Annotated in this window: 5 protein-coding genes and 4 rRNA genes; 4 read left to right on the top strand and 5 right to left on the bottom strand. The window is 56.3% G+C overall.

All coding sequences use genetic code 11. The features are described from left to right. The first annotated feature begins 166 nt into the window (after positions 1-166). The 4 genes from AAFM46_RS02165 (at position 167) to AAFM46_RS02150 (ending at position 5,183) form a co-directional block, all read left to right on the top strand. On the top strand, positions 167-1,618 hold the full coding sequence (locus tag AAFM46_RS02165; protein WP_283531839.1) for a trehalose-6-phosphate synthase: 1,452 nt from the start codon (positions 167-169) through the stop codon (positions 1,616-1,618). Then, positions 1,615-2,451: a trehalose-phosphatase gene (gene otsB, locus AAFM46_RS02160; RefSeq protein WP_343319259.1), complete on the top strand. Its 837-nt coding sequence runs from the start codon at positions 1,615-1,617 to the stop codon at positions 2,449-2,451. The genes AAFM46_RS02165 and otsB overlap by 4 nt, the downstream gene beginning before the upstream one ends. A gap of 160 nt (positions 2,452-2,611) precedes the next feature. Next, a complete protein-coding gene (gene ugpC / locus AAFM46_RS02155; protein ID WP_343319257.1) occupies positions 2,612-3,715 on the top strand; it encodes a sn-glycerol-3-phosphate ABC transporter ATP-binding protein UgpC in 1,104 nt (367 codons plus the stop codon). 100 nt (positions 3,716-3,815) lie between these two features. Beyond that, positions 3,816-5,183 (top strand): DUF4032 domain-containing protein, encoded by a 1,368-nt coding sequence (locus tag AAFM46_RS02150; protein WP_283531842.1) that lies wholly within the window; start codon positions 3,816-3,818, stop codon positions 5,181-5,183. A 148-nt stretch (positions 5,184-5,331) separates the two neighbouring features. Here AAFM46_RS02150 and AAFM46_RS02145 read toward each other — a convergent pair whose 3' ends face one another. From AAFM46_RS02145 to rrf (AAFM46_RS02125), 5 genes are all read right to left on the bottom strand, one after another. Then, entirely contained in the window at positions 5,332-6,717 is a 1,386-nt protein-coding gene (locus AAFM46_RS02145; RefSeq protein WP_343319255.1) for an FAD-linked oxidase C-terminal domain-containing protein, read from the bottom strand. Positions 6,718-6,865: 148 nt separating this feature from the next. Beyond that, positions 6,866-6,982: ribosomal RNA gene (rrf, locus tag AAFM46_RS02140) — 5S ribosomal RNA — on the bottom strand. Positions 6,983-7,220: 238 nt separating this feature from the next. Further along, a 23S ribosomal RNA gene (locus AAFM46_RS02135) occupies positions 7,221-10,395 on the bottom strand. Positions 10,396-10,979: 584 nt separating this feature from the next. Continuing rightward, positions 10,980-12,515: ribosomal RNA gene (locus AAFM46_RS02130) — 16S ribosomal RNA — on the bottom strand. An 815-nt stretch (positions 12,516-13,330) separates the two neighbouring features. Next, positions 13,331-13,447, bottom strand: a 5S ribosomal RNA gene (gene rrf, locus AAFM46_RS02125). Together the 16S, 23S and 5S rRNA genes form the textbook arrangement of a ribosomal RNA operon. Between the last annotated feature and the right edge of the window lie 136 nt (positions 13,448-13,583).

Raw genomic sequence — 13,583 nt, 5'->3', positions numbered from 1 at the left:
CCTTGGAAGAAGCCGTATAGGACCGCCACGCCCACCACAACGCACGAACAAGGCACGAACAACGCACGAACAAAGCCAGCACAACCACAAGTCATTAGACACAGGACCGATTTCTCCCCACACGCTAAACTGGACCAAAGTGTAGATCTACTTATGGGAGTTGCACGTGCCAGTCGATTCGATCAGTAATCCTGTCCACCATCCGGGCAGTTCCGACTTCATTGTCGTCTCAAACCGGCTGCCCGTGGACAGGGTCCCGGCTGAAGAGTCAGAGGACGGCTGGCGGCGCTCCCCCGGAGGCCTTGTCACCGCCCTTGCCCCCGTCATGGCTACCCGCGATGGCGCATGGGTTGGTTGGCATGGCGCTCCGGATGAAACCCTTGAGCCCTTCCACCACGGCAATATGGATCTAGTTCCGGTCCCTTTGTCCGAGGAAGAAGTGGAGCTCTACTATGAGGGCTTCTCCAACTCCACGCTCTGGCCGCTCTACCACGACGTTATTGCCCCACCGGAATTTCACCGCACCTGGTGGGATGCCTACCGGACGGTCAATCACCGCTTCGCCCAGGCCGCTGCGGACACCGCCGCACCCAACGCCACCGTGTGGGTGCAGGATTACCAACTTCAGCTGGTTCCACGTTACCTGCGCCAGCTGCGCCCCGATCTGCGCATTGGCTTCTTCAACCACATCCCATTCCCTCCCCCGGAGATCTTTGCCCAGCTTCCTTGGCGCAAGGAAATCATCACTGGATTATTGGATGCTGACCTCATCGGTTTCCAGCGCGCCAGCGATTCAGCGAACTTCCTACGCTCAGCCCGGCGCTTTGTTGGTGCCGGCGTCAAAGCGGCCCAGGTCCAGATCAAGGACAATGACGGCAAGGTGGTGCACATTTCCCGTGCCGCACCGTTCCCCATCTCCATTGACGTGGGCCAGATCAAAGCACTTGCGGCTAAACCGGAGGTCATTGCCCGTGCCAAGCAAATCCGCGAGGATATGGGCAATCCAAAGACTATTCTGCTCGGCGTGGACAGGCTCGATTACACCAAGGGCATCACCCACCGGCTCAAGGCTTATGGCGAACTCCTTGCCGAGGGGACTATCAAAGTCCAGGATGCCGCACTGATTCAGGTGGCCAGTCCCAGCCGCGAACGGGTGGAATCCTACCGCCTGCTCCGTGAGGAAGTTGATGGCATGGTGGGCCGGATGAACGGCCAGTTCGACACCATCTTGAACACCGCCATCCGCTACCTGCACCACAGCTACCCTGTGGAGGAAATGGTTGCCCTGTACCTGGCCGCCGACGTCATGCTTGTCACCTCCCTGCGTGATGGCATGAACCTGGTGGCCAAGGAGTACGTTGCCGCCCGCAGCGACAACACCGGTGCTCTGGTGCTCAGTGAGTTCACCGGCGCCGCTGACCAGCTCAAGTCAGCCCTCTTAGTGAACCCGCATGACATTGACGGTCTCAAGGGCGCCATTGTGCGGGCCATGAACCTCTCCCCCGCCGATTCCAGCCGCCGCATGCGTGCCATGCGCCGGCAGATCCTCTCGCACGACGTCCAGCGCTGGAGCGAGGAATTCCTAGCCACCCTCCAAACGGATGCCGTTCAGGTATGAGTCTGCCCACCGATCTGCGCGAGGCCGTCCTCACCCTTGCCCAAACCCCCCACCTGCTCCTTGCCCTGGACTTTGACGGCACCATGGCCCCTCTTGTCAGCCGAGCCCAGGACGCCCGCCCACTCCCTGGCTCTGCCGCAGCCTTTGCCGCACTAGCCACTTTGGAAGGTACGACGACGGCACTCATCTCAGGCCGGGCACTGGCAAGTTTGCGTCTGGTTGCCTCCCCTCCGCCACCAACATTGTTGGTTGGCAGTCACGGCGCGGAAACCTGGTGGGGGCCCAACTCTCCTGCCCTGGAACTCACCCCGGCCCAGGAAGAGGCGCTGGCGCATGCCCGCGCCGCGGTTGCCAGCGCCGTCAGTAGCTTTCCTGGCACCGTCGCGGAACAAAAGCCGGCCGGCGTCGTCCTGCATTACAGGCTGGCCAGCGACACCGATGGGCAGGCCGCCGTCCACCGTGTCAGGACAGCACTGGATGGTGACCCGGCGTTCCACATCACCACCGGGAAAATGGTGTTGGAAATTTCGGTACTCAACGCCAACAAGGGTGAGAGTCTTACCGCACTGCGTACCTTTAGCGGTGCAACGGCAACGTTCTTCGCCGGTGATGACGTCACGGATGAGCACGCCTTTGCCGCACTGCAACCCGGAGACCTGGGTGTGAAAGTGGGCCCCGGGGACACCTCAGCCTCCTTCCGCATCCCGGATGAGAGCGCACTGCCTGAGCTCTTGGAACTACTCCTGGAAACCCGCTCACGCACCCACCCGGCACAGTCCCCAAACACAAACGCCAGCGCAAACCCCAGTACAAACACCAGCGGCGCTCCCTAATCACACCAACGTGACGCCCGCCATGGGGAACTGGGCGCAAATGTGTCATACTTCATATGTTGGCTTATGCGCTGCCTTGTCAGTGCGCGGCTAATGCTTTGAAAAACCATTCACTTGAGGATCGTTCGGCACGTACCTGCCGATGAAGGGATTTATTGCTGTGGCTACAGTAACTTTTGATAACGCAACCCGCATTTACCCGGGCACCACCAAGCCCGCTGTTGACAAGCTCAACATTGACATCGCCGATGGCGAATTCCTTGTACTCGTTGGACCTTCCGGTTGCGGAAAGTCCACATCACTGCGCATGCTCGCAGGCTTGGAAGATGTCAACGCCGGCCGCATCCTGATTGGCGACCGCGACGTCACAGACGTTCCGCCCAAGGACCGCGACATTGCCATGGTTTTCCAGAACTATGCGCTATACCCGCACATGTCCGTTGCCGATAACATGGGCTTTGCCCTGAAGATCGCCGGCATCCCCAAGGAAGAGCGCGCCACCCGCGTAAAGGAAGCCGCAAAGCTCCTTGACCTGGAGGCTTACCTTGACCGCAAGCCGAAGGCACTCTCCGGTGGTCAGCGTCAGCGTGTGGCCATGGGCCGCGCCATTGTGCGTAACCCGCAGGTCTTCCTCATGGATGAGCCGCTCTCTAACTTGGATGCCAAGCTGCGTGTGCAGACTCGCACCCAGATCGCCTCACTGACCCGCCGCCTGGGCGTCACCACCGTTTACGTGACCCACGATCAGGTTGAGGCCATGACCATGGGCGATCGCGTTGCAGTGCTCAAGGACGGTCTGCTGATGCAGGTTGACACCCCTCGCAACCTCTACGATGCCCCGCAGAACGTGTTCGTTGCCGGCTTTATTGGCTCACCCGCCATGAACCTGCTGGAACTGCCTGTTGTTGACGGCGGAGTGAAGTTCGGTGGTTCAATTTACCCCGTGCCCAGCGCTGTGTTGGGCGAGGCTGCAGGGCACACTGTCACCGTTGGTATCCGTCCCGAGGACCTTGAAGTTGTTGGCGCCGGTGAGGGCTTGGCTGTAGAGTCCGACGTCGTTGAAGAGCTGGGTGCCGATGCTTACGTTTACGGTCACGCCATCATCGACGGCAACGAGCGCGACATGGTTGTTCGTGTTGACGGCCGCCGCCCACCGATGAAGGGCGACACCATCCACGTTCGCCCGCAGGCCGGCCACGTTCACCTCTTCGACGCCACCTCCGGTGCTCGTGTTGGAGATAAGTCAGTGACCCGCGACCTCTAATCGCTACCCGCTCCTTTGGGGCAAGAATTTGCGGCGCGGTTGCCTCCTGGATTTTTTCCAGCAGGCAGCCGCGTCGCTCCTTTTAAGAGAGACTTAAGTTATGACTGAGCATCCCGGCGCCAATTGGAACAACGAACCAACAGACTTTGAGCAGATTGGGAAGTTGCCGCGGAAGAGTGTGCCGCCGGCACAGGTGATGGGTTCACTGAACATCACCGCGGCCACCACGGATCCAGGTCTGCTTGATCTGCCCTGGCATATCAAATTAGAGGAATGGCCGGCCGCGAATTTGGCTGCCCTGCCCCGCGGTATTTCCCGGCACGTGGTCCGCTTTGCCCACCTTGACGGCTCCGTCATTGCCATTAAGGAAACCTCGGAGCACGTAGCCAAGCATGAATACCACATGCTGCGTAAGCTGGCCCGGCTGGATGTGCCCTGCGTGGAGCCTGTCGCTGTGATCAGTGGGCGCACCACCCCCAACGGTTCACCGCTTGATCCGGTGCTAGTTACCCGGCACTTGAAGTTCTCCATGCCTTACCGCGCTTTGTTCTCACAGAAGCTGCGCCGGGATACCCTCACCCGTTTGATCGATGCCCAGGCCCTGCTGCTGGTGCGTCTGCACCTGGTGGGTTTCTACTGGGGAGACGTTTCCCTCTCCAACACCTTGTTCCGCCGCGACGCTGGCGCCTTCGCCGCTTACCTGGTGGATGCCGAGACGGGCGAGCTCTACCCCGATCTCTCCACTGGACAGCGTGAATACGATCTTGAAATTGCCCGCGTGAACATTGCCGGTGAGCTGATGGATCTACTCGAAGGTGGGCTCATTGAGGAGAAGGTGGATCCGGTGGCCACCAGCGAGCTGATCATGGATAGCTACCGCCGCCTGTGGGCAGAGTTGACGGAGAAGGAGTCCTTTGAACTCGGTGACCGCTGGCGTGTGGGCGCCCGCATTCGTCGCCTGAACGATCTGGGCTTTGACGTTGAAGAGTACGCCATTAAAACAACTCCTGACGGCTCCACTATTCAGCTCCAGCCTAAAGTGGTCGACGCCGGGCACCACCAGCGCCGCTTGCTGCGCCTGACCGGTCTGGACGCCCAACAAAACCAGGCACGCCGTCTGCTCAATGACATGGACTCATTCCGCAATGATGTTTCCCCGGATAAGGATGAGGAGATCAGCGCCCACGAGTGGGTCAGCACCATCTTTGAGCCCATAGTCCGCTCTATTCCGCGTGAGCTGGGCGGGAAGCTGGAACCAGCCGAGGTGGTTCATGAGGTCCTGGAGCACCGCTGGTACAAGTCTCAGCAGGAGGAGCGCAACGTGCCCCTGGCCGAGGCTGTGCAGTCTTATGTGGATGACATCTTGCGTTTCCGCCGGGATGAGGATGCCATCATGCTCAGCGATGACACGGCCACCATCAAAATGCTAGAAGGCGGCGTCCTCCCCGACGCCGACTTCGAAGACTAACCCGACGCTCGCTCACTCCACGTCGCCTTTTTCCCGACGCTCGCTCACTCCACGTCCACAAATGACGAACGCTCCTGCAGCAACTGCTTTCACAAGCGCAGTTACTGCAGGACCGTTCGTATAAACACGACGTGGAGTGAGCGGGGGTCTAGGGGATGGCCTTGCCAGGATTCAAGATGCCTTGCGGGTCTAAGAGCGCCTTGATGCTGCGTTGCAGCTCCAGCACCTCCGCCGACTGTTCCAGGGGCAGCCACCGCAGTTTGTACTGGCCGATCCCGTGTTCACCTGTAATGGTGCCGCCTAATTCAAGCGCCTTATCGATCGATTCATCCAACGCATCGTTGAGGGCCTTGATACTCGCAGCATCCATCCCTGGCACCGAGAACGTGGGGTGCAGGTTGCCATCACCGGCGTGGGCAATCACGTGCAATTGAACACCGTGGCGGACAGCCATCTCTTCAAGGGCAGTGATGTAGTGCACCAGCTGTGACCGCGGAACAGCAACGTCTTCTCCCACACGATTTTCCGCGTCCACATCTAGCCCGCGGTTATTCCGTCTCAAGTCAACGAGACGTTGCGCCTCCATGGGGTCCTCCCGGCTGACCATGCCACCGATTTCTTCAAGGACTTCTGCAGCTACGGATTCCTCTAGTTCAGCCGCTAGACCGTCGAATTGAATCAGTAATAATGCTGTGCCGCGGCTGGAGAGCTTTGTCCCGTTGCGGAAATCTAGTTCCTTGAGAGACGGCCCGTCCAGGAGTTCAAGAATGCACGGCTGCACGCGGGCTGTCCCCAGAGCCAAAACACCTGCAGCCGCCGACTGTACATCCGGGAAGAATACGGCCAGTGTCCGCACAATGCTTGGGAGGTACTTCAGCCGGAGGGTTGCACCAACAACAATGCCCAGCGTACCTTCAGAACCTACGAAGAGACTGGTCAGATCGTAACCCGCAACACCTTTGAACGTCCTGTGACCTGTATGGATCAGGGACCCGTCTGCCAGCACCACGTCAAGTGCCAGCACAGCGTCACGCGTAACCCCGTACTTGGCGCAGCGCAGACCACCTGCATTGGTGGCAATGTTCCCCCCGATGGTGGAGATCTTGTAGCTAGCCGGATCTGGTGCAAACATCAGCCCAAATTCGCTCACCGCCGCATTCAAGTCTCCGTTGATCACCCCGGGTTCAACACGAGCGATCTCATCGGCCGCATTGACCTCTAGAATCGTATTCATCCGCGTCAGGTTCAACACCACTGAGCCGGAGGTGGCGTGAGCTCCGCCAGAGACACCGGTGCCGGCGCCCCGTGTCACCAACGGGACATTATGGGCTGCAGCAGCCCGCACTACGACTTGGACATCGGCCACGTTTTCCGCCCAGATAACAGCAACTGGTTCTTGGTAGTCCGTTACGGGCCCCTGGTCGACGGCGTATGTCTGCAGGTCCGCTGTGGCCACGCTAAGTTGATTCTCGCGGAGGGACTCTCGCAGCGCAGCTGCAAACTCTTCATTTAAGTGATGTTCCTGTACAGCCATGTCCTGCAGAGCCTTCTTTCAACGCCGGTGTGTGCCATTTTAGTTGAGGCTGTTCATTCTCTGCACACTGTGCTCTTTTGTGGAGGGGGGTGTTAAATGAGGGAGGCCCCGCACCGTGTGGTGTGGGGCCTCGACCTTTTTATGTGTTGTCCGGCGGTGTCCTACTCTCCCACATCCTCACGAATGCAGTACCATCGGCGCTGTGGGTCTTAGCTTCCGGGTTCGGAATGGGACCGGGCGTTTCCCCCACGCTATGACCACCGTAACTCATTCCCCACGGGCCAGCACGACTGTGTTGGTGTGGGTGGTTTGTTGGGTGTTCTTGTGATGAACAACTTCTCTTTTATTATACATGTAATTACCATTTCTATAAACCTTTGTTTAGGGGTTTATAGGTTTTGGTGGTGTCATGTTTTTTTTGTTTCCTGTCCGAACAAACGGGTGGGTTTGTTGGTTGGGAACCACATAGTGAACGCGAGCATACTTGTTTTTATAAAGTGTGTGTGGTGTAAGTTATCGGCCTATTAGTACCGGTCAGCTTCACGAGTCTTTAGTCCTCGCTTCCACGTCCGGCCTATCAACCCAGTAGTCTAGCTGGGGGCCTCTCACACTTTTACGTGTAGGGAAATCTCATCTTGAAGCGGGCTTCCCGCTTAGATGCTTTCAGCGGTTATCCCATCCGAACGTAGCTAATCAGCGATGCACTTGGCAGTACAACTGACACACCAGAGGTTCGTCCGTCCCGGTCCTCTCGTACTAAGGACAGCCCTTCTCAAATTTCCTGCGCGCGCAGCGGATAGGGACCGAACTGTCTCACGACGTTCTAAACCCAGCTCGCGTACCGCTTTAATGGGCGAACAGCCCAACCCTTGGGACCTACTCCAGCCCCAGGATGCGACGAGCCGACATCGAGGTGCCAAACCATGCCGTCGATATGGACTCTTGGGCAAGATCAGCCTGTTATCCCCGAGGTACCTTTTATCCGTTGAGCGACGGCCATTCCACAATGTGCCGCCGGATCACTAGTCCCGACTTTCGTCCCTGCTCGAGGTGTCCCTCTCACAGTCAAGCTCCCTTGTGCACTTACACTCGAAACCTGATTGCCAACCAGGCTGAGGGAACCTTTGGGCGCCTCCGTTACTCTTTAGGAGGCAACCGCCCCAGTTAAACTACCCATCAGGCACTGTCCCTGACCCGGATTACGGGCCGAAGTTAGATGTCCAAAGTGACCAGAGTGGTATTTCAACGATGACTCCATAACAACTAGCGTTGCTACTTCACAGTCTCCCACCTATCCTACACAAGCCACTCCGAACACCAATACCAAACTATAGTAAAGGTCTCGGGGTCTTTCCGTCCTGCTGCGCGTAACGAGCATCTTTACTCGTACTGCAATTTCGCCGAGTTTATGGTTGAGACAGCGGGGAAGTCGTTACTCCATTCGTGCAGGTCGGAACTTACCCGACAAGGAATTTCGCTACCTTAGGATGGTTATAGTTACCACCGCCGTTTACTGGGGCTTAAATTCTCAGCTTCGCACACAAGTGTGCTAACCGGTCCTCTTAACCTTCCAGCACCGGGCAGGAGTCAGTCCGTATACATCGTCTTGCGACTTCGCACGGACCTGTGTTTTTAGTAAACAGTCGCTTCCCCCTGGTCTCTGCGGCCCACACACGCTCACGGACAGCTAGTGTCCTTCACGTGGCAGGCCCCCCTTCTCCCGAAGTTACGGGGGCATTTTGCCGAGTTCCTTAACCATAATTCTCTCGATCGCCTTAGTATTCTCTACCTGATCACCTGTGTCGGTTTGGGGTACGGGCAGTTAGAACCTCACGTCGATGCTTTTCTAGGCAGCATAGGATCACCGAATTCCCCCCTACGGGGGTCCCATCAGATCTCAGAATCGTCATTGAAGACAACACAACGGATTTGCCTATCGTGTTTCCTACGTCCTTAGACCGGGACTACCATCGCCCGGCTCGGCTACCTTCCTGCGTCACACCTGTTAATACGTTTACCTCCCCGGTTCAGTTCCCACGCTCCCCACACATCCTGGTCCCGAAGGACACTCAATGATGGTTTGGGTGGTTAGTATCACCGGTTCAATATTGGCGGTTCTTCACCGGTACGGGAATATCAACCCGTTGTCCATCGACTACGCCTGTCGGCCTCGCCTTAGGTCCCGACTTACCCAGGGCAGATTAGCTTGACCCTGGAACCCTTGATCATTCGGCGGACGGGTTTCTCACCCGTCTTTCGCTACTCATGCCTGCATTCTCACTCGTGTAGGCTCCACCGCTAGTTCACACTGCGACTTCAATGCCCACACGACGCTCCCCTACCACTCCAAACCCCTGAAAAACACTCACGAGGAACATTTTTAGGGTCATGTTTGAAATCCACAACTTCGGCGGTGTACTTGAGCCCCGCTACATTGTCGGCGCGGGATCACTTGACCAGTGAGCTATTACGCACTCTTTTAAGGATGGCTGCTTCTAAGCCAACCTCCTGGTTGTCTAAGCAATCCCACATCCTTTCCCACTTAGCACACGCTTAGGGGCCTTAGTTGGTGGTCTGGGCTGTTTCCCTCTCGACTATGAAGCTTATCCCCCACAGTCTCACTGCTGCGCTCTGACTTACCGGCATTCGGAGTTTGGCTGACGTCAGTAACCTTGTAGGGCCCATTAGCCATCCAGTAGCTCTACCTCCAGTAAGAAACACGCAACGCTGCACCTAAATGCATTTCGGGGAGAACCAGCTATCACGAAGTTTGATTGGCCTTTCACCCCTACCCACAGCTCATCCCCTCCATTTTCAACTGAAGTGGGTTCGGTCCTCCACGCGCTCTTACACGCGCTTCAACCTGGCCATGGGTAGATCACTTCGCTTCGGGTCTAGATCACGCCACTAAACTCGCCCTATTCAGACTCGCTTTCGCTACGGCTTCCCCACACGGGTTAACCTCGCGACGTAACACTAACTCGCAGGCTCATTCTTCAAAAGGCACGCCATCACAAGAACAACTACCCACAAGGGGCACGCTTGCTCTGACGGATTGTAAGCACACGGTTTCAGGTACTATTTCACTCCCCTCCCGGGGTACTTTTCACCTTTCCCTCACGGTACTTGTCCGCTATCGGTCATTAGGTAGTATTTAGGCTTATCAGGTGGTCCTGACAGATTCACACGGGATTTCTCGGGCCCCGTGCTACTTGGGATACTCACCCAAGGGAGTGCACTGCATTTCAGTTACGGGACTCTCACCCTCTACGGTCGGCCATTCAAAACCGTTCACCTATACATGCACCATTCCCCTTCCTGAACCGGCAGATCCAGATCGGTAAGTCCCACAACCCCGCACCATGCAACGCCCGCCGGCTATCACACATGACACGGTTTAGCCTGTTCCGCTTTCGCTCGCCACTACTAACGGAATCACTTTTGTTTTCTCTTCCTGTGGGTACTGAGATGTTTCACTTCCCCACGTTCCCTCCACACATCCTATATATTCAGATGCAGGTCACTACCTCGTCTTGCAACGGGTAGCGGGGTTCCCCCATTCGGACACCCTCGGATCAAAGTTTGGTTATCAACTCCCCGAGGCTTATCGCAGATTCCTACGTCCTTCTTCGGCTCCTAATGCCAAGGCATCCACCGTGCGCCCTTAAAAACTTGACCACACACTCTGGTCACTCTTACTTATCGAGAGAACCATGAAAACCAACACCACCACCCCAAAAGGGTCGTGACATCAGATCCAGGTTCAATTATCTCAAAGAAATTGCTTCTTTATAAAGATGCTCGCGTTCACTATGTAGTTCTCAAACAACAACCCCACCACACACCCCACCAACCACAGCAACACACAAAAGAGTGTGTCACCGAACAGGCCAGAGAAGTCATGTGCGGGAAACCAGGCACAACACAACCACCAACACCACACCCCCCAACAGGTAAACACCCAACAAACAGGCACTCACCCACAGGAAACACGATAATCAGCGGTCCTTGTTATTCCAGGACCCAACAGTGTGCCAAACACAACAACAACAACTACCAACAACCCCTAACAGCTCTTTCCTCACACCCACCAAAGGATGCGGTACTCAAACCAAGGCCGCGATACTCATCATCAGCTATCTTATTGATATTCCACCCTTGAGCAACTCACCCAGAAACAGACGTCCTGGCAATGAGTCTTTACTCCTCCTACCACCAACACAACCCATGCGGGCCATACCGTGATACTCGGTGCTCCTTAGAAAGGAGGTGATCCAGCCGCACCTTCCGGTACGGCTACCTTGTTACGACTTAGTCCCAATCGCCAGTCCCACCTTCGACAGCTCCCTCCCCACAAGGGGGTTAGGCCACCGGCTTCGGGTGTTACCAACTTTCGTGACTTGACGGGCGGTGTGTACAAGGCCCGGGAACGTATTCACCGCAGCGTTGCTGATCTGCGATTACTAGCGACTCCGACTTCATGGGGTCGAGTTGCAGACCCCAATCCGAACTGAGACCGGCTTTTTGGGATTAGCTCCACCTCACAGTATCGCAACCCATTGTACCGGCCATTGTAGCATGCGTGAAGCCCAAGACATAAGGGGCATGATGATTTGACGTCGTCCTCACCTTCCTCCGAGTTGACCCCGGCAGTCTCCTATGAGTCCCCACCACTACGTGCTGGCAACATAGAACGAGGGTTGCGCTCGTTGCGGGACTTAACCCAACATCTCACGACACGAGCTGACGACAACCATGCACCACCTGTAAACCGACCGCAAGCGGGGCACTTGTTTCCAAGTGTTTCCAGTTCATGTCAAGCCTTGGTAAGGTTCTTCGCGTTGCATCGAATTAATCCGCATGCTCCGCCGCTTGTGCGGGCCCCCGTCAATTCCTTTGAGTTTTAGCCTTGCGGCCGTACTCCCCAGGCGGGGCACTTAATGCGTTAGCTACGGCGCGGAAAACGTGGAATGTCCCCCACACCTAGTGCCCAACGTTTACGGCATGGACTACCAGGGTATCTAATCCTGTTCGCTCCCCATGCTTTCGCTCCTCAGCGTCAGTTAATGCCCAGAGACCTGCCTTCGCCATCGGTGTTCCTCCTGATATCTGCGCATTTCACCGCTACACCAGGAATTCCAGTCTCCCCTACATCACTCTAGTCTGCCCGTACCCACCGCAGATCCGGGGTTGAGCCCCGGACTTTCACGGCAGACGCGACAAACCGCCTACGAGCTCTTTACGCCCAATAATTCCGGATAACGCTTGCGCCCTACGTATTACCGCGGCTGCTGGCACGTAGTTAGCCGGCGCTTCTTCTGCAAGTACCCTCAACCAGCTAAACACTGGCCTTGTTCCCTACTGAAAGAGGTTTACAACCCGAAGGCCGTCATCCCTCACGCGGCGTCGCTGCATCAGGCTTTCGCCCATTGTGCAATATTCCCCACTGCTGCCTCCCGTAGGAGTCTGGGCCGTGTCTCAGTCCCAGTGTGGCCGGTCACCCTCTCAGGCCGGCTACCCGTCGTCGCCTTGGTGAGCCATTACCTCACCAACAAGCTGATAGGCCGCGAGTCCATCCAAAACCAATAAATCTTTCAACCAAACCCCATGCGAGGTAAAGTCAATATCCAGTATTAGACCCCGTTTCCAAGGCTTATCCCAGAGTTAAGGGCAGGTTACTCACGTGTTACTCACCCGTTCGCCACTAATCCCCCCACAAGTGAGGTTCATCGTTCGACTTGCATGTGTTAAGCACGCCGCCAGCGTTCATCCTGAGCCAGGATCAAACTCTCCGTTAATAACTAAACAGACACACACAAACACACCGGAAAAAGGTCATGAATGCATGCACTAAATTCGAAACCAGCTAAACAACCATTCATCACCACAGGGGCGGCAACAAACAGTCAAATAACCAATTCAATATAAATAAATTGGTATCAATAAAACTTGGCACACTATTGAGTTCTCAAACAACAACCACACCCAGCCAACACACCACAAACAAAACAACTTATTCACGATGATCAGCGCCGAGGCAACTTTCCAACCTTACCCATAAAGCCTCAACAATGCAAATCCCTCAACCAGCAGACCACACCACCAAAACACAGGAAAAGAACCAACAAAACCAGTCCCAAACCCAGGCAAACCATTCCCCCAACAAGCAGGGCAACTCGAAAAACAATACACACAAAAACACCCACACGCAAATCGGCTCCCGGCCTACAAGAACACCCGTGCGCATATGCCTACAATCCGCGGATCTGCCATTCCGGGGGCTTGGGCGATGACAGCTCGGGGCCTTCTGCGGCGCGTAGAGAACACAACTGGATCCAGGCGGAGGGGTAACCGCAGAAGACTGCTCTCGTGGGCGCTGGCGTTCCCTAGAGGCAAGGTTCTGAGCCGTGCCAGAGCCCCGCAAGGCCAATACGTCAGATACTCCTGGGCCACTAGTCAAAAGTGATGCCGGCTTATTGTGCCCGGCCTGTGGGACTGCGCCGTGCGCACCTTGGGGTGGTCTTTTGTTGGGGTGGGGCTGGCCTTTAAACGTGTGTTAAATTGAGGGAGGCCCCGCACCGTGTGGTGTGGGGCCTCGACCTTTTTATGTGTTGTCCGGCGGTGTCCTACTCTCCCACATCCTCACGAATGCAGTACCATCGGCGCTGTGGGTCTTAGCTTCCGGGTTCGGAATGGGACCGGGCGTTTCCCCCACGCTATGACCACCGTAACTCATTCCCCACGGGGCAGCACGACTGTGTTGGTGTGGGTGGTTTGTTGGGTGTTCTTGTGATGAACAACTTCTATTTCTATTTTATTATACATGTAATTACCATTTCTATAAACCTTTGTTTAGGGGTTTATAG

It is taken from the genome of Arthrobacter sp. TMP15, from assembly GCF_039529835.1.
In the GTDB taxonomy this organism is placed as follows: domain Bacteria; phylum Actinomycetota; class Actinomycetes; order Actinomycetales; family Micrococcaceae; genus Specibacter.
This window is presented reverse-complemented; position numbering and strand designations above follow the sequence as displayed.

What these genes read in the sequence shown, in the direction of transcription:
- otsB (WP_343319259.1), top strand. Translation starts at nt 1,615, where the DNA reads ATGAGTCTGCCCACCGATCTGCGCGAGGCCGTCCTCACCCTTGCCCAA.
- AAFM46_RS02150 (WP_283531842.1), top strand. Translation starts at nt 3,816, where the DNA reads ATGACTGAGCATCCCGGCGCCAATTGGAACAACGAACCAACAGACTTT.
- AAFM46_RS02145 (WP_343319255.1), bottom strand. Translation starts at nt 6,717, where the DNA reads ATGGCTGTACAGGAACATCACTTAAATGAAGAGTTTGCAGCTGCGCTG.